We start from the raw sequence: 24,373 nt of genomic DNA on the forward strand, positions 1-24,373 counted from the left end.
TTAAATGGCTTGCTGACCTGCTGCGGACGGCTCTCGATACGTTAAATACTTATTCGCGTTAATCATCAGCCAAATCACGAATTGTAAACCAATCATTAAAATTGCAAATGTTAAGTGGAGCGGCTGCGCAAATGGAGGTACCCCTAAATAAGCCATCAATAACCCTGTGCAAATTTCTGCTAATAAAACCGCAAAACAAACCTTTGCTATGTCTCCAGCTACCGTATTTCCAAGCGCTGATTTCCGTATTTTATTAATCCAAAATAAGTTAAACCCCAAAACGATCAACGAAAACGATCTGTGTATGTAAAACTTCATTCCAAGTTCACTGATCCACTCACTCCGGGCAGCATACCCCAATTTCACGATTACTTCGTCCATCACTTCCCTCACCTGAGTTCCAAGTAAGATCTGGAAAAGCGACAGACCCATCACAATTAGTCCAATCCTATTTAAACCACCCCTTTCGTTACCGACATCAGGTAAAAATCCCTTTGCGAAACCTGACCAGGCGAATAGATAAAGCAGAACAAACACTATAACTATTGCCAGGAGCATATGTAATGTCACAACAATTGGCAACAACTCAAAGGAAACAACTTTCGCGCCTAGCCAGCCCTGAATTCCTACCAACAAAAACGCTGAAAGGCTGAAAAAAAAAATTCGCTTGTTTCCTGATTTCAAAAAAGGGATTGAAGCCAGCAACGTGAGAAAAATCATAACTCCCGTAAACGCTCCTAAAAGCCTGTTTACATACTCAATCCATGTCTTCACAGGATTAAACTCAATTTCCCCTTTTAATTTAGCGCCATAGATCTCCCTATAATTAGCTGGTAGCTGAGAAGCTTCTGTTGGAGGAATCCATCTGCCGAAACATTTAGGCCAATCGGGACATCCCATTCCCGCACCGGTACTCCTCACAACTCCACCTGCAATAATCAGAAAATAGAGTGTGATGACAGTATTTAGTGCCAATCGCCGAAAACGGCGACTGGCACTAAAATCAGTGTGATACGTTGAACTGGTCATTGAAGTTTTGTGACTCAATCGCCTTTTCCGTAGAGATCAGCTCATTTTCATGAGGGAAATTAGATTCCAGTGTTTGAGAATACGGAATGTTCTGTGGAATAAAATCTTCCTTGGCGCCAGGTTTACTGTAGTCATAAGACCAGCGGTATACAGCAGGAATCGGCCCTACCCAGTTGCCGTGACCAGGATTGATTGGAGCTGTCCATTCCAATGTATTTGAGCGCCATGGGTTCTGAGGAGCCTTTTTACCTTTGAAAATGCTGTAAAAGAAATTCCACAAGAAAATGAACTGGGCAAGAAATGATAAAATTGCAGCAATCGATATGAACATGTTCATATCCATGAACTTATGGGTAAAATCGTAGCTGGTAAACTGATAATATCTCCGTGGGAAACCTGCGATACCCACATAGTGCATAGGAATGAATACCAGATAAATACCGATGAAAGTAAACCAGAAGTGTATTTGCCCCAGCGTTGTATTCATCATTCGGCCAAACATTTTTGGGAACCAGTGATAAACACCCGCAAAAAGACCAAAAGCAGATGCCGCACCCATTACCAGGTGAAAATGAGCAACAACGAAATAAGTATCATGTAATTGAATGTCCAACGCGCTGTTACCCAAAATAATACCTGTTAACCCGCCTGAAACAAACAAGGACACCAAACCAATGGAAAACAGCATTCCGGGTGTAAACACAATATTACCTTTCCATAATGTGGTAATGTAGTTAAAACCCTTCACCGCGGAAGGAACCGCAATAATTAATGTAAGGAACATGAATACGGACCCAAGGAAGGGGTTCATACCCGTTACAAACATATGGTGAGCCCACACGATAAATGCAAGGAATGCAATGCCTAGCATGGAAGCGATCATTGCACGGTATCCAAAAATTGGTTTACGTGAATTCGTTGCAATTACCTCGGAAGTAATCCCTAAACCCGGTAACAAAACGATGTATACCTCCGGGTGCCCCAGAAACCAGAACAAATGTTGGAACAAAATTGGGCTACCCCCGACATTCGGAAGGGCTTCACCATTGATGTAAATATCTGACAGATAAAAGCTGGTTCCGAAGTGACGATCGAAAATAAGTAGCAAAACAGACGAAAAAAGAACCGGGAAAGAAATCAATCCCAATACAGCTGTGATGAGGAATGACCAGATTGTAAGGGGAAGACGGTCAAATGACATTCCACGTGTCCGTAGGTTAATAACTGTGGTTATATAGTTAATACCTCCCAACAGCTGAGATACAATGAACAATGCCATACTCACAAGCCAAAGCGTCATACCCATTCCCGAGCCCGGATGCGCCTGTGGCAAGGCGCTCAAGGGCGGATATATAACCCATCCACCCGCTGCTGGGCCATTCTGCAAAAACAACGAGACAAACATGATCACGCTGGCCATAAAGAAGAACCAGTAGGACAACATGTTCATGAAGCCCGATGCCATATCCCTGGCACCGATTTGCAACGGAATTAAGAAATTACTGAACGTTCCGCTTAGACCGGCAGTCAAAACAAAAAATACCATGATCGTTCCGTGCATGGTCACCAGTGCGAGATAGAAATTAGGATCCAGCTTCCCGGAATCACTGATCCATCCTCCCAGAATCGGTTTCAACCATGAAAGGTCAGAATCCGGTAGTCCAAGTTGAATACGGAAAACAACAGACATACTAATCCCAATTACCGCCCAAAGGATCCCCGTGATCAGATATTGTTTAGCAATTACTTTGTGATCTTCACAAAATATATATTTCTGCCAAAAGTTTTGTGCCTCATGGTGGTGTTCATGCTCTTCTGCGTGATGGTGAGCTGTTTCCAATCCTTCAATAGCTGACATATACTTTTACTGTATTTAAAATTATTAATTAGCGTAGACTAGCACTGGTTCCTGTACCACCTCCCGCGGTCGATGCACTATCTGCGGGGGTTTTTGCTTCTGCTGGCACATATTTCATTGCCTTGGCTTTCAAATTCTCAGGCACTTTGGCCAGATATTCAGGATAAGTTTGCAGGAAAGTAGCTTGCTCAGAGCACCACTTTCTATAAGATGCCTCATCCTCTACGATCAGCCTAATTTTCATTGAGAAATGTCCCTGACCACAAACCTCCGTGCAAGCAATCTCATAGTCAAACTTCGGATTATTTAATTCAGAACGCATATCTGCGGTAGTCTTATCCGGTACAAACCAAAACTTGGTTGGCATACCAGGGACGGCATCCATTTTCACCCGCATATGCGGAATAAAAACACTATGTAAAACATCGCGGGCTCTAATTTTTAACAGAACCGGGCGGTTTACCGGAATATGCATTTCACTCGGAGTAGTAAAGTCATCAAACGAGTTCTCGTCTGACAAATCTATCCCAACCTCATTCTGCGAATCAATAAGCTTGTAGTTATAGTTACCCAATTTGTTATCGCTTACCCCTGCATAACGAACGATCCAGTTAAATTGCTTACCCGTAATTTCAATGACTTCAGCGTCCCTTGGGGCATCAGAAGTGATATCTGACCACGCTTTCCATCCTGTGAATACCAGTAATGCCATAACGATTGCCGGAACAATAGTCCATATCAGCTCCAGCTTGTGATTTTCTGGGTAAAAAGAGGCGCGATGATTAGCCTTATGTTGATACTTCCAGGCAAAAAAGAAAATAAGGAAGTTTACAAAAATGAACGGAATTGTAAGAATACCCATAGAAAACCAAAAGAGGTCGTCCGTTCTTCTGCCATGAACCGAGGATGCCTCCGGCAAGAAAAATTCTCTTGCGTGGAGGTAAGACCAAGTAATTGCGACGGCGCCAACAACCAGAACCACTATAAACATAGCCCCGTTTACTTTATTGCCGGTCGGCTGCACTTCTTCCGAATCGGACTTCTTAATATTCTTAAGTACATTCTGTAACCTGGAAATCACAACACCAGTGAGAACCACGAAAACAAGAGCAACTAATGCGATTAAAATATACATGATAATAAACTGGTTTTGCAATTAGGCAATATCGTGATGCAATGACTCCTCCAACATGGGGTGGTTCCTAGGTATCAAATTAGCCTTCTCCAACTGTGTCGCGATCGAATAAGCAAATCCGCAAAGGAATATCACAAAGAATCCCCATTCCAGTGGACCAAATTCCGCCGCTGCTCCAACCGATCCAGGCATAATGTTCGTATAAAAATCCATGTAATGCCCAATAATTACACTCCAGCACGCGACTTTAAGAATCGAATGCGTGTACTTGGCATCTCTAGTCATCAATACTAGGAAAGGAAAGAAGAAATTCAAAAACAAAGTAATAAAGAACGGTGCCTTGAAAAACCCTCCATATCCACGGAACCTCTCCAGGAAGTAAATCGTCTCTTCCGGAAGGTTGGCATAATAAATCAACAGGAATTGGGCGAACCAAACATAAGTCCAGAAAATACTGAAGGCAAAAACAAATTTACCCAAGTCTCGCATGTGGCTCGAATTAACCGCTCTTAAATACCCTCTCTCCCTCAGCAGAACGATGGTAAGCGTAATAACAGCCAGACCAGCTACGTGCCAGCTTGCAAGTGTATACCATCCAAACATGGTACTAAACCAATGCGTATCTATCGACATGACAAAATCCCAGGCCGATGTAGAGGAAGTTACTCCAAATACTACCAGAAATGCAGTTCCAAACCGGATAGATTTTTCGTAAAATTCTGTACCTCCAATTTCATCTTCCTGCAAAGAAAGATTACGAATCACTCGCCACAAACCATACCATAAAGCAAAATAAAGCACAAGCCTTCCCACGAAAAAAGGCGTATTCAAAAAACCTCTTTTTCCCGCAATGACTTTGTCATACTCCGGCCCGCCTACTTCGTAAAGGCCTTCATGCGTCCAGTGAAACAAACCGTGTCCTCCCAAAAAGAAAGTTACAAGTAAGACGATCCCAGTGAATGGCAAAAAAGCTGGTAGCGCTTCTGGCACCCTTTTGAAAACTGCCGACCATCCAGCCTGCGCCAGATAATTGTAAGAAATAAAGAACATCCCAACTACCGACATGCCGGTGAAGTACACTCCATTTACCCAAAGATTAGCCCAAATCCTAGACATCCAGCCCTTTGCATGATGACCAACTTCTGCCGCCGCTGCGTGATGTCCGGCAGCGGTATTTTCTGGAGTCGGATGTCCTAATGCGTTCGCAGCGTGTTCTGCTCCATGTGCCGCTGCTTCATGGCCGCCCCCACCTGTTGCAGCGAGGTAAGCTCCTAATAATACAAGAGCCAGTCCAACACCGCCACCGATGAGTAAATTCCGTTTAGCTTCCGATGTAAATTCAAACCGTTCTTCAATAGAAGGAATCGAATGTGCTGATGCCATTATTTAATTTTATTTCTCTGTTATCAAAATTCTAATTAAGCCCCTTTCTGCAGTTTTTGTACATAATGCACAATCTTCCAGCGTTCCTCAGGATTTATTTGAGAGCCATGAGGCCACATGCGAGCCTTTCCGTAGGTGATCACATGAAAAATATGCCCTTCGTTCAAATTTTTGTATGCGTCGCTGGCATAGTTTGGAACCCCTTTGTACATCGCTCCTACCTTACCATCACCAGCACCAGTTGCACCGTGGCAATGCTGGCAATATCTGTCATATAAAACCTTTCCCTCCGCAACCGTTTTTTCATTGAGTGGTATCGGGTTTTTCAAAACTCTCTCTGAGACTGAAATGCTGTCGGCAGGAATGTTATAAACCATCAGGTCTACAGTTGCAGAATCCGATTCTCCGAACGATGTCTTGTAATTTCTTCTTGCCACAGTTCCGGCAACAGGTAACCTCATGGTCAATCCCATTGGATTGATCGGATTGGGTTTCTCTTGCTTGTAAGGCTCATAGCCAACAGGCAAATACATATTAGGAGCATATTCCTTTCCCGGATTGTTGGGATCCTTTTTACAACCGGAAACAGTTGCAAGCAGAACGGCGGTAACCAGCAGATATCTATTTAAACTTTTAAATTTCATTGTCTAGAACTCCTTTAAAATTGTTTAACGTTGACTTCCTCTGCTCCGCTGTCCTTTAAAGCCCTGGCGATCTCCTCTTCACTCATCGAATTCCTGCCCAATTCTATCGCCATGACAAATTTGTTGTCGGTAGAACGAACGTCAAATCTTGGATGAAAATGCGTACCGGGTCCAAGTCCATTTGAGATTAGGAATGTAATTACCATTCCGAAAGCCGTAAAAAGTACCGTTAATTCAAAAGTGACCGGAATATAGTTTGGAATAGAAATGGGATCCTTGCCACCTACAATCATCGGCCAGTCAATCCCCATTGTCCATATGGTCAGAGTCAACGCACAAAGGCAACCTGTTACGCCAAACATAAAGGCAGCTATACCTATCCTGGTTCTAGGATGGCCCAGTGCATCATCCATTCCGTGGATTGGAAAAGGAGAATACACCTCCTTAATTTTTACGCCTGCCTTTCTAAGCTTTGGTACTGCGTGAAGGACAGTATCGTCGTCGTCATAAACTCCGACTAAATATTTACCAGATAATTCTGCCATACTATTACTTATAATTAAATATCTGTAAGTCTACTACCTATTCCTTATCCTTATTGTAAACTGGCTGAGCAGTTCCACGTTGCCTCACTTTAGCAACTCCTGCGATTTTTGAGGGTAGCTGGGCAGATGTCGATCTTAACACCGCCTTCACTTCGGCCATATTCACAACTGGTAGGTATTTGGAGAAAAGCAAGAACAACGTAAAGAATAAACCGAATGAGAAAATGTAATCACCAATATCATATCTGGTTGGAGAGAACATGGCCCAGCTAGAAGGTATATAATCCCTGTGCAGCGATGTTACAATAATTACAAACCGCTCGAACCACATCCCAATGTTTACGACCACAGAAATGAAGAACGTAAATGTAATGCTGCGACGAAGCTTTCTCGACCAGAAAAGCTGTGGAGAAATTACGTTACAAGTCATCATTGCCCAATATGCCCACCAGTACGGTCCGGTCATACGATTAAAAAACGCATAGTATTCGTATTCAACACCTCCGTACCAAGCGATAAAAAACTCAGTAATATAGGCAACCCCCACAACAGAACCGGTCAGGGTAATTACCTTATTCATTGTTTCAATATGTTCCAGTGTAATGTAATCCTCCAACTTGTAAACGACGCGTGTGATGAGCATCAGGTTTTGCACCATGGCGAATCCTGAGAAAATCGCACCCGCCACGAAGTATGGCGGAAAGATTGTTGTATGCCAGCCCGGTATTACCGAGGTAGCAAAGTCCATACTTACAATTGTGTGAACCGAGAGTACAAGAGGAGTGGATAAACCGGCAAGGATTAAGCTGATGTATTCATATCTGGCCCATGTTTTTGCCGAACCATCCCAGCCCATTGCAAAAGTACCATACATGAAACGGGATATTTTACTAGTGGCACGGTCACGGATCGTAGCAAGATCAGGGATCAAACCGATATACCAGAACACAAGCGATACGGAGAAATAAGTACTGATCGCAAAAACGTCCCAAACAAGCGGCGAATTGAAGTTAACCCAAAGAGACCCAAATGCATTAGGCAATGGTAGAGCCCAATAGGCCATCCATGGACGCCCCATGTGCATTAAGATGAATGACGCAGCACAGATAACCGCGAAGATCGTCATCGCCTCTGCTGCTCTGTTGATTGACGTTCTCCATTTTTGACGGAAAAGCAAAAGGATAGCAGAGATCAGGGTTCCAGCATGACCAATACCCACCCACCAAACGAAGTTGGTAATATCCCAGGCCCAGCCTACTGTTTTATTTAAACCCCAAACACCAAGGCCTTCCCACCAAGTCCATGCAAGACAGGCAGATCCATAAGCCAACACCAAAAGGGAGATACCGAAAGCAATCTTCCATTCCTTGGTTGGAGTACTTTCCACGTGGCGGCAAATATCTTCCGTTACGTCTGCGTACGTTTTCCCACCTTGAATCAGCGGTTCTCTTACAGGTGAAGTAACATGCATATTACAAATTATTTATAATGAGTTAATCTTCGATTCTACTATGTATAACTAAGCGTGTTCTTTTTCCTCAGCCCCCTTTACCACTGCCTCCTTATTGCGGATTTTGGTGAGATAAGATATTTGCGGGCGAACATTGATTTCTTCAAGCATATGGAACGCGCGGCCCTCTCTTTCTACTTCCAGCATTTTCGAAATCCTGCTTTCTGGATCATTCATGTCTCCGAAAGTAATTGCGTTTGTTGGGCAGGAAGAAGCACAAGCTACATTAACCTCACCATCAATAATGCGCCTTCTTTCTTTCTTAGCGGTCAGTTTGGCATCCTGAATTCTGTGAACACACATCGAGCACTTTTCAATTACTCCCCTTGAACGTACAGTAACGTCAGGGTTAATGACCATTTTGCCAAGATCATTATTGAAATTGTAATCGAAGTTGTCGTTGTCAAAATATTTGAACCAGTTGAAACGCCGAACCTTATACGGGCAGTTGTTTGCACAGTATCTTGTACCAACACAACGGTTGTATGTCATTTGATTCAATCCTTCAGAACTGTGAGTAGTTGCCAAAACCGGACAAACGGTCTCACAAGGAGCGTTGTTACAGTGCTGGCAAAGCATCGGCTGGAAGGTCACTTCTGGGTTTTCTGAAGCAACTTCAAGCCCTCTCAAATCTTCCACATCAGCATCACTGCTATAATAGCGGTCAATTCTCAGCCAGTGCATTTCACGGCTATTGATAATTTCCTGGCGACCCACAACCGGAATATTGTTCTCCGATTGGCAGCTGATCACACAAGATCCACATCCAAAGCAGGTATTGAGGTCAATAACCATACCCCATGAATGGTTCTTATATTTATGACCATTCCAAAGGGATAGATCTGTTGCGTCCACAGTTCCCTCTGAGGTTGGAATCTTAGGTACAAACCTTCCTGCCATCGGATCTTTTTGGAAATGTGCAAGCACCGTTTCCTGCAAAACCGACTTTCGGTTCATCACTGTATTATGCGTCTGAGTCTGAGCAATTTCTCTGGTTTCACCAGTTTTTTTTGAAATTGTAACTTCACCGGGAGCAAAAGACAAAAATCCATCGGAAAACGATGCTAGCGGATAAACATTTTTGCCAACGCCATTTGCGGATTTCCCTGCTTTCTCACGGCCATATCCTATCGCAATTGCAACTGTTCCGTTTGCTTGTCCTGGTTGGATAATAACCGGAACACTAACAGATTTTCCTTTGATATCCACCTTCACGACATCACCCTGCACGACGCCGAGTTCTGCGGCTGTTTTCTGAGAAATACAAGCGTGATTGTCCCAACATGCTTTGGTTACCGGCTCAGGAAGCTCCTGTAACCAAGGGTTATTTGCAGCAAATCCATTTCCGAGCGCCAAATTCTCAAATAACGCAAGCTCAATAGAAGAAGTAGAAGCTTTGTATTTCTTGGCAATATTAGAAGCCGCAGCAACTATATCCCCGGAAAAAGCATTGCCTGAACCGCCCACAGTTGCACTGGTGTCGTAAACACCATCATGCAATGACTTAATCCAGAATTGTTCAAAGTCACCCGAACCTCCCTGCGTATAAATATTTTTTCTCCAATATGCCTTCACATATTCATGATAGTCAGAAGGTAAACCAGCCCATTTCAGTAAACTGGCCTGAGCCTGACGCGTGCTGAAAATAAGGCTAATTGTTGGTTGTGTAAGGCTATATGATCCAGCTACTGGCTGCGCATCATTCCAGGATTCCAGATAGTGAGGAGCAGGGCAGATATACTTCAGAAGTGAAGATGTTTCATCGGCACGATCGTTAAACGATATACTCAACGGAATCTGAGGAAGAGCAGAAGCTAACTCAGCGCCTCTTGGATGATCATAAACCGGGTTAGCACCAAACAAAATCAAAGCGGAAACTTTCCCTCCCTTGATCTCATCCACCAACTGATTCATTGCTACATCGTTTCCTTGACGATAGTAAGCAGGCTTGTCAAGATTGATGGTAGAGCCGTAACTTCCCAACAAACTATTAAGTGCATTTACAACTACCTGAACAGAGGGGTCATTGATGCCGCAAACTACCAATGCCTGACCTTTGGCGGCAACCAATTCAGCAGCAGCTTTGTCCAGATTCGGAACTTGAATAGGCGCAGATGATATGGCTGTCCCACCCAATTTAGCTGCAACCTTATTATATAGAGAAGTTACAACAAGTCCCAGCTGAGAAGGTTTAACCGCGGACCGATAATCTGAATTGGATCCGGTTATCGAAAGAACCGATTCAAATTGATAGTGCCGCGACATATCCTTTTTACCTTCCTTATCACTACTTACCCGACGGGTTTCAGCAAATTGCGCTGAGAAAGTGTCCGGTGCAATCCATGTTCCAAGGAAGTCTGCATCAATACCTACAATTACCTTTGCTTTGCTAAAATCGTAGGAAGGTAAAATCGCCTTGCCAAAAGAAAGCTCATTCCCTTTCAGAATAGCGGCAGATGAATTGGCATCGTAAACGATATGGGTAGTAGTCGGATATTTAGCAGTAAAGTCTGCAATGACAGCTTTTGTGGACGGGCTTAAAATGGTCGATGAAAGGATGCGGATTGCACCTCCTTTGGCAGCCGTTTGAGACAATTGAGCCTGGATCTCCTGATCAACAGTTTCCCAGCTCACTTTCGTATCTGCTCCTTTTTTGGGCCCCTTCAGTTTCTCATTATCATACAGACCTAACAGAGAAGCGTGAGCGCGAGAACTAACACCAGCTGAAACTTTCGATAATGAATTAGCTTCTATCTTAACAGGTCTTCCCTCACGTGTCTTAACTAAAATGCTTGCGTAATCACCACCTTCTGCATAAGTCGATGCATACCAGTTGGCAATGGTAGGGAATTCCCCCTCAGGTTTATTAATGTAAGGAATAGCTTTCTTAACAGGCGTTTCGCAGGCTGCAAGAGAAACAGCCGCCATTCCAAAACCAAGAACTTTCAAAAAATCACGGCGATGGGTACCTACACCGTCAACCAAACTCTCATATTGGCTTTCAGTTGGTCCTGCCCCAAACTCTGAACCTGCTTCTTTTACAAATTTTTCGTCATTCCGCAGCTCTTCAAGTCCCCGCCAGTATCTTTTATTAATGTTTTCCATAAAACTATTCAATACAAATGAGTTGTATCCGGTATTAATTTCTATTGATTAATAGTGGCATTTAGAACATTCCAAACCACCTATATCAGCTACTTTAAGTGCCTCTTTGCTTTCGCCAGCATGTAGCTGCACCAACTTATCGTAATACTTATTGTCTTTCGTATTTACTTCTGTTTTACGGTGACAGTCGATACACCATCCCATGGTAAGCGAAGAACGTTGTTGTATTACCTCCATTTTCTCAACCTCTCCGTGGCAATTCTGGCACTCTAGTCCGCCCACGTTTACGTGCTGTGCGTGGTTAAAGTAAGCGAGATCGGGAAGGTTATGGACGCGAACCCATTCAATGGGCTGGTTATTCTCGATGGAAGTATAAATTTTCTGAATTTCAGGAGATTCCTTCTTAATGACACCGTGGCAGTTCATACAAATGTTAGCGGAAGGAATATGGGCGGACTTACCACGGTTAACACCCGTGTGACAGTAATTACAATCTATCTTATACTCGCCTGCATGCAGCTTGTGCGAGAATGAAATAGGTTGCTTTGGCGCATAACCTTGTTGAACACCGACATTATACGCACCGTCCAAAGTTGCTTTCAAGACCAGCAATACGAAGATCCACATGGTGGCTGACCTAATAGCCGGATCCATTGAAATTCGTTTCAATGAATTACCCAGACTGGTCATAAAGTCAGGCTTAGCCGTTTCTGCGGTTTCACCGCTCACTGCCTTTGACAACAAGGATACAATTACAACCAAAACGCCAAGTACCAGCAACATCACAATTACCAAGGCTGCCAAGACGATCATAAACAGATCTGATGGACCTTCGCCTTTCGAATCTCCACCAGAAGCGGCAGCTCCACCAGCGGGTGCCGCAGCGGCTGGTGCGGCAGTAGCTGCTTTATCTATGTAGGCAAAAATTCCTTTAATATCGTCGTCCGATAAATTAGGAAAACTTGTCATTTGGGCTTTTGAATACTCGTTATAGAGCTTTACCGCGTAAGGATCGCCCGATGCAATAACAGCCTGCGAGTTACGTACCCATTTCGAGAGCCATGCAAAATCATGACGTGTACTTGCACCTTTAAGGCCTGGCCCCACCACACGCTCATCGGTTGTAGCGTGGCACTGAGCACAGTTGTTTTTGAAGATTGTTTCGCCTTTGGCAGCGTCTCCGCCACCGGCGGGAGCAGCACCGGCAGTGGCGGTGCTATCTTGTGCAGAAACTAAATTTGGCAGGCTTAATAATACAGCTACGAGAATAGCTATAAAGATTTTTGAGCAACTAAAATAGGAACAAAATTTAGCGTCCGTACGGAATGATATATTCATAATCAACTATTCATTATTCTTCAGCAGACAAAACTAGTTCACGATTTTTTATCCACAAAAGTATTTCGGGGATATTTTGAACCGCCATCTTATTTATAATTTGTCTAATTTATAGGTTAAAATTCGATTAAAGTTCAGACCAATATTATATTGATTTTCAAATATTTAACAAAAAAAATACCATTTTGAAGGCCTAAAAAGGAATCCCCCTAAATGGTATTTTTCAGCTAATTATTTGTGCGCAAAATTAATACTCAGCGCGCCGGTTATTGGTGAGGTTCCGAGCGGATTCGAACCGCTGTACGAGGTTTTGCAGACCTCTGCCTAGCCACTCGGCCACGGAACCAAATTTGAATAGCTGCCAGCTAGGCCGACAGCTATTCCGGGTGCAAAAGTATCCAAAATTTTGGCTACTCAGCATTATGGTATTTACTTTTTACCTTTTTTTTCACTTTCCTCCATCTGTTCTTTCAGAGCAGACAAAACGCTAAGGTCGCCAAAGGTTGATTTCTCAGCCTCTTTTGGTGTTGCGTCGGAAGAACCCGTGTTTTTAGCAGGCGCCGATCTTGCCGGCTTATCTTCTTTCTTTTCCTCGATTGGCGCACTCTTCACTTTTGAGTGAGTAAGAACAATTTTCTTCTCGTCTTTCAGGAATTCAAGCACCGTGAAATCCAGGCTTTCACCTACCTCTGCAAGGGTACCGTCTTCTTTAGCAAGGTTTTTAATTGCGGCAACGCCTTCAATTCCATAAGGAAGTTCAAGTGTCGCGAATTTATCACCTTTTGCTACGATTGTACATTTATGCACTGACCCAACCTCAAAGATTGTTTCGAAAGTATCCCATGGATTCTCTTCCAGCTGTTTATGCCCAAGAGCCAAGCGACGGTTGTCTGCATCCAATTCAAGAACTACGACTTCCAGCTCGTCATTCACTTTCACGAAGTCAGAAGGATGTTTGATTTTCTTGGTCCATGAAAGGTCAGAAACATGAACAAGTCCGTCGATACCTTCTTCCAGCTCAATGAACAAACCGAAGTTGGTCAGGTTGCGAACAACACCTTTATGGCGTGTACCAATTGCATATTTCTCTTTCAATGAACCCTGAGTCCAAGGATCTTCAGTCAATTGCTTGATACCAAGAGACATTTTGCGTTCCTGACGGTCAAGGGTCAATACAACCGCACTGATCTCATCATTTACATTCATAAATTCCTGAGGATTGCGCAGGTGCTGCGACCATGACATTTCAGAAACGTGGATCAGGCCTTCAACTCCCGGTTTGATTTCAAGGAAAGCACCATAATCTGCAACATTAACGATGCGACCTGTAACTTTCGAACCAACCTGAATGTCTTCTGCCAGAGAATCCCATGGATGAGATTGAAGTTGTTTCAAGCCAAGAGAGATACGTTTTTTCTCTTCGTCGAAATCCAATACAACCACATTGAGTTTCTGGTCCAATGACAACAGATCGGAAGGATGGTTGATACGTCCCCAAGAAATATCGGTGATGTGCAACAAACCATCCACGCCACCAAGATCGATGAACACACCGAAGTTGGTCATGTTCTTGATCACACCTTCCAATACCTGACCTTTTTCAAGGTTGTTCAGAATTTGCTGACGTTGCGCTTCAAGGTCTTTTTCAATCAACACTTTGTGAGAAACTACTACGTTGTCGTTTGCGTAGTTGATTTTCACAACCTTAACTTCCATACGCTTTCCAACGAAAATATCGAAATCGCGGATTGGTTTCACATCAATTTGTGAACCAGGTAAGAAAGCCTCAATACCAAATATATCGACGATAAGACCACCTTTGGTTCTTCTCTTCACGTTTGCATCGATCACCACATCCTCATCAAATGATTTCTGGATGTTATCCCATGCAGTAATAACTTTCGCTTTTTTACGTGAAAGAACAAGCTGGCCTTGTGCGTCCTCCTGATTTTCAACATAAACTTCTACTTCATCGCCGATTTTCATTCCTGGCAAATCGCGGAATTCATTGGACGAAACGATACCGTCGGATTTGAAACCGATATTCAGGATCACTTCGCGGTCTGTAATACCAACTACCACGCCTTTTACTACTTCTTTTTCCTGAACAGGTGAAATGGTAGTCTCATACATTTGCTCCAAACGATCACGGTCAGCGGATGAATATCCTGTACCAAAACCTTTGTCAGCTGCTTTATCCCAATCAAAATCGGGAAGTGGTTGATTTTGTTTTTCCTTAGACATAAATAGGAATCATCGCTCTTCTGTACATCAGCTCCCGAGCTAAATAGCTGAAAATTAGTTAAACAAGCATTTTTAGAAAATGAGAGCGCAAAAGTACGCGTTTTGAGAAGAATTTCCGAAGAGATCTGGAAATTTTATTTGAAAAAGTAAAGGGAAGAAAATCCCTTACAAGGCTCGTCCAGGCATCGGGTGGCCCGCAATGCTGTTTATCAATAGGCTCTCTCCTTAGCTCCCAGGTAAGGAAGCCATTCGTCGTCCGCCAGCCCAGAGAAATCTCTGATAAACATCAGGAAAGAAGGACGAAAAGGCCGCTGCCTCAGTGGCATATCAATTTCCTCGGGGGTATGATCGCCTTTCCGCGAATTACATCTTTTGCAGGCCGTTGCTAAATTATCCCAGGTGGTTTTTCCACCTCTTGATTTCGGGATCACATGATCCAGTGTCAGATTGTCATGTGTTCCACAATACTGGCATCGGTTGCCATCCCGCTTGAAAAGATTTTGCCTGGTCATAACTACGCCTCTGTAAGGAATGTGAATGTAGCGGTTGAGGCGGATTACGATTGGCATTGGATACTGATCGTTGACCGTACGCAGGTAATGCTGCGGGGATTCGGCCAACATTTCAGCTTTGTTCATGTAGACTAACAAAAACGCTTTCGGAACTGTGCAAACACTTAACGCGCTGTAATCTTGATTAAGAACCAGTACTTTACCCATGAGCCTTGCGGTAGTTAATTCCGACAATATAGGAATTTTTTACCATAAAAACCGCTCCGCAAACTCCGAAAGTGGGGCCAAGATAATTTCATTATGTGTCTCAAATGATAGTATTTAGCCTCCTGCCCGACCTCTTTAACGAATTTATCAAAAGTTCATCCGATCGGTTTCGCGCTTGATGTCTCTTTCCTTAATCGTATCGCGCTTATCGTACAATTTTTTACCCTTTGCCAGAGCGATGTGCAGCTTCGCCAAGCCCCTGTCACTGGTAAACATCCTGACCGGGATAATGGTTAGGCCCTGATCCTTTAATCCTTCAATCAGTTTTCTTCGTTCTCTTTTAGTAATCAACAATTTACGGTCACGCATTGGCTCATGGTTATAATGCGTCCCCTCGGTATATGGCGAAATATGAAGACTTCTAATGAACAACTCTCCGTCCATGAACAAACAATATGCATCCTGGAAATTCACTTTTCCCTGCCGGATCGATTTGATCTCCGTACCGGTCAACGATATACCCGCAGTAAATTCTTCGAGGAAAAAGTATTCGAACGATGCCCGCCGATTCTTTATATCTACTTTTTTAACTATTTTTTCAGACATATTACACTCTGGAATTAAGAAAAGGGTTCAAAATTAATTTATTGTTAAAACTATACCAACTCATGAACAAGACTGTACACACAATGGGACTTAGCTGGCTTTTCGGTACATTTCTCCTTTGCTCTACCCAAGCACGTTGTCAAGAATATGATCCAAATATTATGGGAGCCGTTGATATGCTCTTTGATGGAATGCGGACAGGCGATTCGACCATGTTAAGAAAGGTTTTTCTCCCGACTTGCACGCTTACTTCTGTTTCTAAAAATGCCGCAGACTCACTGATTATTCACAAGAGCGATATTGTTGGATTTATGCAGGCGGTAGGTACACCGCACAATGAAAAATGGGATGAAAAGATTTATGAAGTAAAAATATCCGTCGATGGGCCCGTGGCGGTCGTATGGGCCCCTTACAAATTTTACCTTGGAGAAAAATTCTCGCACTGCGGGGTAAACATATTTACCTTGGTAAAACAAAAAACGGGTTGGAAAATCAGCGATATCACGGACACGCGAAGAAAAGACCAATGCCGCGGAGACTAGAACCTGACCATTTGTTTCCAAGTTCCTTTCATCCGGTTGTACTTGATAGTGCTTGGTAATGCCTTCCACCAGTAACGATTCATTTCAACTGCGAACGAAGGCTGCATATAGCAATTAATTGCACAGCCTTCACAAGCTGGCAAACGGCCTTCCAAAGCGACCAGCTTTTGCACTTCATCGGAGTGATAAAGCTCAAAAAGCTTGCCTTCGATTTGAAAATCTTTGAGCCCCAAATGATAACAGGGCAAGACCAGCTTATTTTCGGGAGATATAACAATCGTAGTACTTGCAGCTTTGCATACCGGATCATCCACGTGATTACCTCCGTCCAGCCTCAATTGAATAAATGCCTCGTTGAGATAAACGTTCTTTTGTTTCGCCCACCACAAGAGTTCCTTCAATGATTCCTTTGACAGATTCGAGCCAACGTTATTGTATTCAAAAACAGGGTTAAGTATCAGTACCAGATTATTGGGCAGGCAGATATCTTCCCAGAGCTGACGTATCTTGCCAATATTATCTTCAAAAACTGTGAAAATAATATCTGGTCTTTCTCCAAAGGATCTGGCGATTTCAATGGATTCCATCACTTTATCAAAACACTTCACGCCCCTGGATTTATCATGTTCTTCCTGATCCGGTGAGTCCAGGGAAAAATGGAGCATATCGATAAGTCCCCGGAGCTTTTCAGCATATTTGGGATACAAAAGGCCGTTACTGGTAACCGTAGTGATCATTCCATTTGCCTTTGCCTCACGTAAGAGCACATCAAGTTGACGGTGGAGCAAGGGCTCCCCACCCGTAAAGTCAATCACCTTGACCCCCAATTTCTTTAAATCCCTTAGATTTTCTCTTAGATTTTCAACTGTAATATACGGCGAAGGCTTCTCCCAGATATCACAGAAGCTGCATGACGCATTGCAACGATATGTTACATAATAGTTACACAGAACCGGATGGGATACCAGGCGCATATCAGCGAAGCATGGTGAGCAGACTTGTTAACTTATCCTTCAAATCTTTTCTGTCAACGATAAAATCGAGGAATCCATGCTCTAGTACAAATTCTGCACTCTGGAAGCCTTTGGGCAAATCTTTACCAATCGTTTCACGGATAACCCTCGGCCCTGCAAATCCAATCAGCGCTTCCGGCTCAGAAATATTGAAATCTCCCAGCATAGCGTAAGATGCTGTAACACCTCCAGTGGTAGGATCTGTTAATAACGATATATAAGGTACTTTGGCTTCGGATAGTTGTGCAAGACGGGCAGAGGTCTTTGCCATTTGCATTAGCGAAAATCCCGCTTCCATCATGCGCGCACCGCCGGACTTGGAAATCATTAGAAAAGGGTACTTATGTTCCAATGCATATGAAATCCCGCGGGCGATCTTTTCTCCAACCACCGAGCCCATGGATCCCCCAATAAAATTAAAATCCATACAGGCAATTACAATGCTGATTTCATTCATCTTCCCATGACCTGTTCTCACCGCATCTTTCAAACCGGTTTTAGCCATAGTCGACTTAATGCGGTCTGGATATGCTTTTGTGTCAACAAAATGCAGCGGATCTCCGGACGTCAGGTTCTCGTCCAGTTCTATAAATTCGTTATCATCAAACAGGAGGTTGAAATATACATCTGAGCCTACTTTCTCATGATAATTGCAATGAGGGCATGTAAAAGCATTCTGCTTATGTTCTCTGGTAGGGGTAATTTTTTTGCAATTTGGACATTGATACCATAAACCGTCTGGAGCTTCTCGCTTCATTTCGGTCGGTGTGTTGATACCTTTCTCTTTCCGAATAAACCAGGACATATATTTATGTGGGTTAATATCTCGATAAACACTTAAATGCTAAGTACTTATCCGATTTTCGTGATGAACGTTGGCCTCAAATATAAGAATAATTGTTCGGTATCCTGAAAACTAGGAAGCCCCGAATTCGTCGTACGGCGGGTTTTGATTTGCCGCTGCCACAGCTTTTGAACAATTTTGATGATAATTTGTTAACAAAATAACCTGCTTTCAGACAGCCCTACGGCAAAAGGAGTTAATCAACCGCATTTCAATGAGTACAAGTAATTTCCCTATCGTAATTATCGTTGGCACCAACAGACCAAACTCGATGTCGCGAAAAATTGCTGAATATTATCAGGACCTACTTACGCAGCACAATGCACCCAGTATCATTCTGGACCTCGTCAATCTCCCTCATGATTTCACCGTCTCGGCGCTTTACGAAAACTCGGGTAAAAACGAGGATTTCAACAGTCTGAAATCATTACTTGAAAAAACTGATAAGTTTGTCTTTATTGTTCCAGAGTACAATGGATCCTATCCTGGGGTGCTTAAAGCCTTTATCGATGGCTTGCCCTACCCTAACAGCTTTGCCAACAAAAAAGCCGCACTCGTTGGCTTGTCGTCCAACATGCAGGGTGCTGCAATTGCACTAAGCCATTTAAACGATGTCTTCAGCTATCTGGGCATGAACACCTTGGCATTAAGAGTAAAATTAGGTCAGATCCGGACGCATTATAAGGATAAGTCGATTTCAAATGCGTTATATAAAGAGTTGCTCGAAATACAGGCAGGGCAGATAATTCATTTTTAATGAACTTCAATAAAGCAAAAGGGAGCTAGTCGCTCCCTTTTGCTTTATTGATTTATTTCAACCAGTGCTGCTCCATTTCAGACGCCGGTATGGCTGGTTTTTTCCAAAGCTCTACCCTGCTTCTACGGAATGCCGGACCCTCCAGGTCAGCAAATTTCACCAGCTTATCCCTGAATGAATTGACCATAACGGTGATCCTTTCAGCCTCTTCGTCTTCCCAATCGTTATTATCCTCTACTTCGGTTAATGAATTGCTTAACTGCTGAAATCCTGATGTAATAATATCCTGCTCCAGGACAATGTCGGCGGGCCCCGTTAATGTATTTTCGCTAACTTCTGCTGTAAGCACCAATTCCTCTTCCGGCTGGGTCGTATCCTGCATGAAACTGTCATTGACAAAAGAATCTGTCTTTGCTCCGAAACGATTACTTAGCTGCATCCCCGGAATCGGTGATTCCAAACTATCAAACCCTGCGGCAACAATTGTTACACGCAGTTTGTCCGTCAAGGATTCATCGGTAATCGTACCCAGCTTGAACATCCTTGCTTCTCCGCCGACCTGTGAAAGGACGTAGCTCCATATCTCACGCTGTTCCTTCATTGTCGCCTCTTTCTTCTTACTCGTCGCAAGTGTTACCAGGATCCGTTTTGCTCCCCTGATGTCTCTGTCATTCAAAAGCGGAGAATCTAACGCCTCTTTGATGGCCGTCTGAGCACGGTCAATACCGGTTGATTCAGAAGTACCCATTACAGATTGTCCTGCGCCCTTCAGCACTTTTTCTACATCTTTGAAATCCGTGTTGATATTTCCGCTGGTTGTGATGATTTCTGAAATACTTTTCACAGCGTTGAGAAGTATACCATCGGCCTCAGCAAATGCCTGTGTAATAGTCATATCTTCATATAACTCCTCCAACTTATCATTTAACACGACCAGAACGGTATCGCAATATTTTTTCAGTTGCTCGATACCTTCCAATGCCTGTTCTTTTTTGTCAAGCCCCTCCCAGGTATATGGTGCCGTTACCACAGCTACGGTTAACTTACCCATTTCTCTGGCAAGCTGAGCAATTACCGGCGCTGCACCTGTTCCCGTACCCCCACCCATTCCGGCTGTGATAAATACCATCTGGGTGGACCCTCCAAGTAAACCTTTGATCTCTTCAATTGTTTCCAGAGCAGCTTCCTTGCCTTTTACAGCGTCGGTGCCAGCACCCAACCCCTGGGTCAGGGTAGCTCCGAGTTGTATTTTAACAGGCACGGGACTCTTCGCGAGCGATTGCCTGTCCGTATTACAGACAGCAAATTCAACGTCTGTAATTTTTTTCTCAAACATATAGTTGACGGCATTGCTGCCGCCGCCGCCAACTCCGATAACTTTAATGATTGCAGGCTCACCTTGTCTTCCGCCACTCGGCTGGTCTTTCACGATTTCGTTCACTATGTAATCCTGGTCTAAAGATTGTAACAAGCTTGTGTTCATAATTCCCGGGGTTGAGTTCGTATAACTTCTGCTGTCAGTTTTCAATAGTCTCCCAAACTATCATCTTTCTTACCAATGATGCTGTTGATATTATCCCAGAAAGTCACGCTCTTCTTCACAGGTTCTTTGACTTCCCTCGGCTTTTCTCTTTGAACCACACCCGTATTGAAAGCGGTTGCCGGTTTGCAGACTGACTTAACCCTCGTATCAATGGATTTGAGACCTGCCCAGGCTAAACCGATCGCAGTAGTAAAAGTGGAATTGCTTACTGCTTCAGCTTTTGGCGTTCTTTCCAGGTTTTCGGGATAACCTACCCTGACAGCCATGTCAGTTACCTTTTCAAAAAGATTCTCAATGTTTTCAATGTTGGCTGAGCCTCCTGTTAAGACAATTCCGCCAATCAGTCTGTCCAAATAGCCCGAATTGATAATCTCAGCATAAACCATTGCCGCAATTTCTTTCAAACGTGCCTCAATAATCAACGCCACATTCCTTTTCAGTACAGGCTTGGGAGCCCTGCCTGTCAAAAAATTCACCAAAATTTCAATGTTGAGGGGAATCTCAGCTGAAATCGCCGATCCGTATACCTTTTTTAATTGTTCGGCATTTTCATATTGAATTCCACATCCAATAGCCAGATCACTCGTAATGTGACGGCCTCCAATAGGAAACGTGGCAATATGCCTGATGATGCGGTCGTGATAGATTACAAGATCGGTTGTATGATCCCCGATATCGACCAGGGCAATTCCCGCTTTCCTCTCATTATCTGTTAGGACCGCCAAACTTGTTGCAAGCGGCCCAAAAACCATCTTATCACACTTCAGGTTCTGATCTGCATCAGCCAAACTTTTCTTTGTGCGCAGAATAGATTGATTGTCCCCAGAGATAATCAGGAAATTTCCCCCTAATTTGATTCCTGTCCTTCCTACAGGTTCGCGAACGCCCATCGAATTATCTACCACAAATTCCATGGGCAATACGTGCAGTACATCAAAATTCGGTTCTACCCTCGCCCGGTACATATCGTCCACCAACTGGTCCACATCTCTTTGGGTCACTTCCTCCCCGGACGAAGCCGAAGGCCTGATCACACCGTCGCTCTGGGCGCTTACTTTTACATGCGAGCCACCAAAACTTACATTGACGATACCAATGTCCAGATCAGAACGGGATGAAGCTTCCTGCAAAGCCTCTCTGATTGCCCCACCAACCTGCTTTATATTTTCAACCGAGCCGTTGACCACGGCCCCAGAAGGCATTGCCACTTCACTAAAGCCCAAAATTTCTATGTTATTCTGTCGGGATCCGGAAGAGGACCCTTGTGCAGCAATCACGGCTATTTTTGTACTTCCAATATCTACCCCTACTACAATTTTTTCGTGTGCCATGTTGATGGTGAATTATTATTCACAAACGATTTGATCTTGAAACTTAACACTAATTCTTTTAAATCTGCTCCAATCCTGACTTAGCACTTTGTCGTAAAAAATTCTAAGCTTTTTAAATTTAGATTGATAATCTTCAGCTGTACCAAATTCGATCCTCTGATCTCCCAGTACTGTCATCAAATGAATTTCCCCGTCCTTATCGGCATCTACCTGAGCAACCTGGGCTTTCCAAAAAGGATCTGAATCCAGGAAACGAAGCAGTTCCATGACAGATAACCCTTTCACGGTCTGCATTTTCTTCGAGTCACTAAAAAAAGACCCGGAAACCAATAATGCTCTTGCTGAATAACTGTCTGATAGAGGAAAAAAAACGCCCTCATCGTTAATATAGTATCCCGACGTACTCCGCGTTTCCCCATTTTTTGAAGTGCTGATCCAGCGCGCAAGTGGTTTCTCCTGTTCTGCTTCTACAACTATATTACCCCTGAGGTCACGATAAACCTGGCATTTTCTGATCAATTTGTTCCTTCTGACCCGGTTTTCAAGATCGTTCAAAGCAACATCTTCCAATTTGCTTCCCAGCAATGGGTCGCTACCGTTTTCGGTAAGAAGCATACGGACATCCATTTGGTTTAAGAAACGTGCCCCCGAATCCCCCTTGATAGAAATAACGAGATTGTTACAGCGCTGATTACCAAGCCTGCTTTCGGCCATACCAATTCCTGCGATGGGCAGTATCAGCCATAAGCTACGTTTCAACAAAAGCCATGAATAATCAAATTTACGTAACATCTTAGTAATATTAAAAATGCTTTTACTAATTATTAGCAAATGAGTTTTTGAGCTGCCGCCGTAAAGGCTGCACTAAAGTATCAATATCTCCGGCTCCAATGGTAACTATAATATCCGTGTCAAGATTCGCCAGAATGGCCAGTACTTGCTCTTTACTAACCAGTTGCTTGTCCGTCGACTTGACCTTTTCCAGGATCATTTCGGAATTAACTCCTTCAATCGGCAGCTCCCTTGCAGGATAAATATCCAGCAGCAAAAGCCGGTCTGCCAGTGAAAGACTTTCCGCAAATCCGTCCGCGAAATCGCGTGTGCGAGTAAACAGGTGCGGTTGAAAGATAGCGGTCACATGCCTGCCTGGGTATAGCCCTTTAACGGATGACAGGAATGCTTCAATTTCAGCAGGGTGATGTGCATAGTCGTCGATATAGACCTTCGTATCTTCTTCCAGCTGGTATTCGAAGCGCCTTTTTACGCCCTTATAGCTCTCCAGCGCTTCCTTGATTTTTTCCGGTGAAATCCCAATATAAAGTGCCACGGCGCTGGCTGCAATGGAATTTTCGATGTTATGATACCCTGGAATCTTCATAGCGATACCAGCGATCATTCCGTTCGGATAAATCAAATCGAAAACAAAACGGGAATTTTCAATGTGAATGTTATTGGCACGGTAGGCCCCGCTTTGCAGAGCGTAAGTATAGACATCGGCCTTGGTACTGGAGGCAAGTGCAAGCCCGTCTTTCATAAAAAGCGCCCCTCCCTCATCAATCTGACTGACAAATTCACGGAACGACGCCAATACGGATTCATGCTCACCGTAAATATCCAAATGATCGGCGTCCGTAGACGTTACAATCGCTATCTCAGGGAAAAGCGTGAGAAACGACCTGTCAAATTCGTCAGCCTCAACCACGCAGAAAACCTCTTCCAAGTTTTCGGTGGGCTCATTCAAAAGCAAATTGGTACCGTAATTTTGAGTGATACCGCCAAGGAACGCGGCACTGTTAACCTGAGTGTGTCTTAAAATATGCGCGACCAGAGAAGAAGTAGTTGTTTTTCCATGTGTACCTGCTACCCCGATCGTTCTAAGATTTTTAGTAAGAATTCCTAAAACCTGCGAACGCTTCAAAATCAGGAAGTTCTTCTGCCGGAAGTAGTTCATTTGTATATGATGTACCGGAACTGCAGGTGTATAAATAACAAGTGTTTGTTGCGAATCTCTTTTAAACGCCTCTGGTATCGTTTCAACACTATCATCCAGTGTTACTTCAATTCCCTCTTCGATCAGTTTCTCGACCAGCGGTGTCATGGTCTTGTCATAGCCTGCCACCTCAAAGCCGTTTGCTTGAAACCAACGGGCGAGCGCACTCATACCGATACCTCCGATCCCAACAAAATAAATGAATTTCCAATTCGTCATTGAAGATGACATAGCGCT

20 protein-coding genes and 1 tRNA gene are annotated in these 24,373 nt (G+C 43.6%); 2 read left to right on the forward strand and 19 right to left on the reverse strand.

Annotated features, from left to right (window positions below; all coding sequences use genetic code 11):
* From AC1XUF_RS18635 to smpB, 13 genes are all read right to left on the reverse strand, one after another.
* Nucleotides 1-1,029 (reverse strand): COX15/CtaA family protein, encoded by a 1,029-nt coding sequence (locus AC1XUF_RS18635; RefSeq protein WP_483343330.1) that lies wholly within the window; start codon nucleotides 1,027-1,029, stop codon nucleotides 1-3.
* Nucleotides 1,004-2,887, reverse strand: a complete 1,884-nt coding sequence (locus AC1XUF_RS18640; RefSeq protein ID WP_483343331.1) for a cytochrome c oxidase subunit I — start codon at nucleotides 2,885-2,887, stop codon at nucleotides 1,004-1,006. The genes AC1XUF_RS18635 and AC1XUF_RS18640 overlap by 26 nt, the downstream gene beginning before the upstream one ends.
* Nucleotides 2,888-2,915: 28 nt before the next feature.
* Nucleotides 2,916-4,022, reverse strand: coding sequence for a cytochrome c oxidase subunit II (locus AC1XUF_RS18645; protein ID WP_483343332.1), 1,107 nt, complete (start codon nucleotides 4,020-4,022; stop codon nucleotides 2,916-2,918).
* Between the two features lie 21 nt (nucleotides 4,023-4,043).
* Nucleotides 4,044-5,405, reverse strand: coding sequence for a quinol:cytochrome C oxidoreductase (locus tag AC1XUF_RS18650; protein WP_483343333.1), 1,362 nt, complete (start codon nucleotides 5,403-5,405; stop codon nucleotides 4,044-4,046).
* A gap of 35 nt (nucleotides 5,406-5,440) precedes the next feature.
* Nucleotides 5,441-6,049, reverse strand: coding sequence for a c-type cytochrome (locus AC1XUF_RS18655; RefSeq protein ID WP_483343334.1), 609 nt, complete (start codon nucleotides 6,047-6,049; stop codon nucleotides 5,441-5,443).
* 14 nt (nucleotides 6,050-6,063) lie between these two features.
* Complete coding sequence (locus AC1XUF_RS18660) at nucleotides 6,064-6,594, reverse strand: DUF3341 domain-containing protein (RefSeq protein WP_483343335.1); 531 nt, start codon at nucleotides 6,592-6,594, stop codon at nucleotides 6,064-6,066.
* Between the two features lie 37 nt (nucleotides 6,595-6,631).
* Nucleotides 6,632-8,065, reverse strand: a complete 1,434-nt coding sequence (nrfD, locus tag AC1XUF_RS18665) for an NrfD/PsrC family molybdoenzyme membrane anchor subunit (protein WP_483343336.1) — start codon at nucleotides 8,063-8,065, stop codon at nucleotides 6,632-6,634.
* 48 nt (nucleotides 8,066-8,113) lie between these two features.
* Nucleotides 8,114-11,209, reverse strand: coding sequence for a TAT-variant-translocated molybdopterin oxidoreductase (locus AC1XUF_RS18670; RefSeq protein WP_483343337.1), 3,096 nt, complete (start codon nucleotides 11,207-11,209; stop codon nucleotides 8,114-8,116).
* Nucleotides 11,210-11,257: 48 nt separating this feature from the next.
* On the reverse strand, nucleotides 11,258-12,547 hold the full coding sequence (locus AC1XUF_RS18675; protein ID WP_483343338.1) for a c-type cytochrome: 1,290 nt from the start codon (nucleotides 12,545-12,547) through the stop codon (nucleotides 11,258-11,260).
* A gap of 275 nt (nucleotides 12,548-12,822) precedes the next feature.
* Nucleotides 12,823-12,893 (reverse strand) — tRNA-Cys (locus AC1XUF_RS18680).
* Between the two features lie 83 nt (nucleotides 12,894-12,976).
* Nucleotides 12,977-14,791, reverse strand: coding sequence for a 30S ribosomal protein S1 (gene rpsA / locus AC1XUF_RS18685; RefSeq protein WP_483343339.1), 1,815 nt, complete (start codon nucleotides 14,789-14,791; stop codon nucleotides 12,977-12,979).
* A 209-nt stretch (nucleotides 14,792-15,000) separates the two neighbouring features.
* Entirely contained in the window at nucleotides 15,001-15,510 is a 510-nt protein-coding gene (locus AC1XUF_RS18690) for an HNH endonuclease (protein WP_483343340.1), read from the reverse strand.
* Nucleotides 15,511-15,657: 147 nt separating this feature from the next.
* Nucleotides 15,658-16,116 carry an SsrA-binding protein SmpB gene (smpB, locus tag AC1XUF_RS18695; protein ID WP_483343341.1) on the reverse strand — a complete coding sequence of 153 codons (459 nt, stop codon included), beginning with the start codon at nucleotides 16,114-16,116 and terminating at the stop codon, nucleotides 15,658-15,660.
* A gap of 62 nt (nucleotides 16,117-16,178) precedes the next feature.
* On the opposite strand from smpB, the gene AC1XUF_RS18700 reads away from it, so the two are divergent.
* Nucleotides 16,179-16,658, forward strand: coding sequence for a nuclear transport factor 2 family protein (locus tag AC1XUF_RS18700; protein ID WP_483343342.1), 480 nt, complete (start codon nucleotides 16,179-16,181; stop codon nucleotides 16,656-16,658).
* Here the strand turns inward: AC1XUF_RS18700 and AC1XUF_RS18705 are convergent.
* Together AC1XUF_RS18705 and accD are read right to left on the reverse strand one after the other, a co-directional pair.
* Nucleotides 16,655-17,632, reverse strand: a complete 978-nt coding sequence (locus AC1XUF_RS18705; RefSeq protein WP_483343343.1) for a radical SAM protein — start codon at nucleotides 17,630-17,632, stop codon at nucleotides 16,655-16,657. The genes AC1XUF_RS18700 and AC1XUF_RS18705 overlap by 4 nt on opposite strands.
* A 1-nt stretch (nucleotide 17,633) precedes the next feature.
* Nucleotides 17,634-18,476, reverse strand: coding sequence for an acetyl-CoA carboxylase, carboxyltransferase subunit beta (accD, locus tag AC1XUF_RS18710; protein ID WP_483343344.1), 843 nt, complete (start codon nucleotides 18,474-18,476; stop codon nucleotides 17,634-17,636).
* Between the two features lie 253 nt (nucleotides 18,477-18,729).
* On the opposite strand from accD, the gene AC1XUF_RS18715 reads away from it, so the two are divergent.
* Nucleotides 18,730-19,272: an NADPH-dependent FMN reductase gene (locus tag AC1XUF_RS18715; protein WP_483343345.1), complete on the forward strand. Its 543-nt coding sequence runs from the start codon at nucleotides 18,730-18,732 to the stop codon at nucleotides 19,270-19,272.
* A gap of 52 nt (nucleotides 19,273-19,324) precedes the next feature.
* On the opposite strand, the gene ftsZ is transcribed toward AC1XUF_RS18715, so the two are convergent.
* The 4 genes from ftsZ to murC are packed head-to-tail and all read right to left on the reverse strand — an operon-like array spanning nucleotide 19,325 to nucleotide 24,355.
* On the reverse strand, nucleotides 19,325-20,755 hold the full coding sequence (gene ftsZ / locus AC1XUF_RS18720; RefSeq protein WP_483343346.1) for a cell division protein FtsZ: 1,431 nt from the start codon (nucleotides 20,753-20,755) through the stop codon (nucleotides 19,325-19,327).
* 41 nt (nucleotides 20,756-20,796) lie between these two features.
* Entirely contained in the window at nucleotides 20,797-22,146 is a 1,350-nt protein-coding gene (gene ftsA, locus AC1XUF_RS18725; protein ID WP_483343347.1) for a cell division protein FtsA, read from the reverse strand.
* Between the two features lie 15 nt (nucleotides 22,147-22,161).
* On the reverse strand, nucleotides 22,162-22,938 hold the full coding sequence (locus AC1XUF_RS18730) for a cell division protein FtsQ/DivIB (RefSeq protein ID WP_483343348.1): 777 nt from the start codon (nucleotides 22,936-22,938) through the stop codon (nucleotides 22,162-22,164).
* 25 nt (nucleotides 22,939-22,963) lie between these two features.
* Nucleotides 22,964-24,355, reverse strand: coding sequence for a UDP-N-acetylmuramate--L-alanine ligase (gene murC / locus AC1XUF_RS18735; RefSeq protein WP_483343349.1), 1,392 nt, complete (start codon nucleotides 24,353-24,355; stop codon nucleotides 22,964-22,966).
* Nucleotides 24,356-24,373 lie beyond the last annotated feature (18 nt).

The organism is Dyadobacter sp. HNCC25DJ185 (genome assembly GCF_056895195.1).

Coding starts and splice junctions, on each gene's coding strand:
- AC1XUF_RS18635 (WP_483343330.1), bottom strand. CDS start 1,029: ATGACCAGTTCAACGTATCACACTGATTTTAGTGCCAGTCGCCGTTTT.
- AC1XUF_RS18640 (WP_483343331.1), bottom strand. CDS start 2,887: ATGTCAGCTATTGAAGGATTGGAAACAGCTCACCATCACGCAGAAGAG.
- AC1XUF_RS18645 (WP_483343332.1), bottom strand. CDS start 4,022: ATGTATATTTTAATCGCATTAGTTGCTCTTGTTTTCGTGGTTCTCACT.
- AC1XUF_RS18650 (WP_483343333.1), bottom strand. CDS start 5,405: ATGGCATCAGCACATTCGATTCCTTCTATTGAAGAACGGTTTGAATTT.
- AC1XUF_RS18655 (WP_483343334.1), bottom strand. CDS start 6,049: ATGAAATTTAAAAGTTTAAATAGATATCTGCTGGTTACCGCCGTTCTG.
- AC1XUF_RS18660 (WP_483343335.1), bottom strand. CDS start 6,594: ATGGCAGAATTATCTGGTAAATATTTAGTCGGAGTTTATGACGACGAC.
- nrfD (WP_483343336.1), bottom strand. CDS start 8,065: ATGCATGTTACTTCACCTGTAAGAGAACCGCTGATTCAAGGTGGGAAA.
- AC1XUF_RS18670 (WP_483343337.1), bottom strand. CDS start 11,209: ATGGAAAACATTAATAAAAGATACTGGCGGGGACTTGAAGAGCTGCGG.
- AC1XUF_RS18675 (WP_483343338.1), bottom strand. CDS start 12,547: ATGAATATATCATTCCGTACGGACGCTAAATTTTGTTCCTATTTTAGT.
- rpsA (WP_483343339.1), bottom strand. CDS start 14,791: ATGTCTAAGGAAAAACAAAATCAACCACTTCCCGATTTTGATTGGGAT.
- AC1XUF_RS18690 (WP_483343340.1), bottom strand. CDS start 15,510: ATGGGTAAAGTACTGGTTCTTAATCAAGATTACAGCGCGTTAAGTGTT.
- smpB (WP_483343341.1), bottom strand. CDS start 16,116: ATGTCTGAAAAAATAGTTAAAAAAGTAGATATAAAGAATCGGCGGGCA.
- AC1XUF_RS18700 (WP_483343342.1), top strand. CDS start 16,179: ATGAACAAGACTGTACACACAATGGGACTTAGCTGGCTTTTCGGTACA.
- AC1XUF_RS18705 (WP_483343343.1), bottom strand. CDS start 17,632: ATGCGCCTGGTATCCCATCCGGTTCTGTGTAACTATTATGTAACATAT.
- accD (WP_483343344.1), bottom strand. CDS start 18,476: ATGTCCTGGTTTATTCGGAAAGAGAAAGGTATCAACACACCGACCGAA.
- AC1XUF_RS18715 (WP_483343345.1), top strand. CDS start 18,730: ATGAGTACAAGTAATTTCCCTATCGTAATTATCGTTGGCACCAACAGA.
- ftsZ (WP_483343346.1), bottom strand. CDS start 20,755: ATGAACACAAGCTTGTTACAATCTTTAGACCAGGATTACATAGTGAAC.
- ftsA (WP_483343347.1), bottom strand. CDS start 22,146: ATGGCACACGAAAAAATTGTAGTAGGGGTAGATATTGGAAGTACAAAA.
- AC1XUF_RS18730 (WP_483343348.1), bottom strand. CDS start 22,938: ATGTTACGTAAATTTGATTATTCATGGCTTTTGTTGAAACGTAGCTTA.
- murC (WP_483343349.1), bottom strand. CDS start 24,355: ATGACGAATTGGAAATTCATTTATTTTGTTGGGATCGGAGGTATCGGT.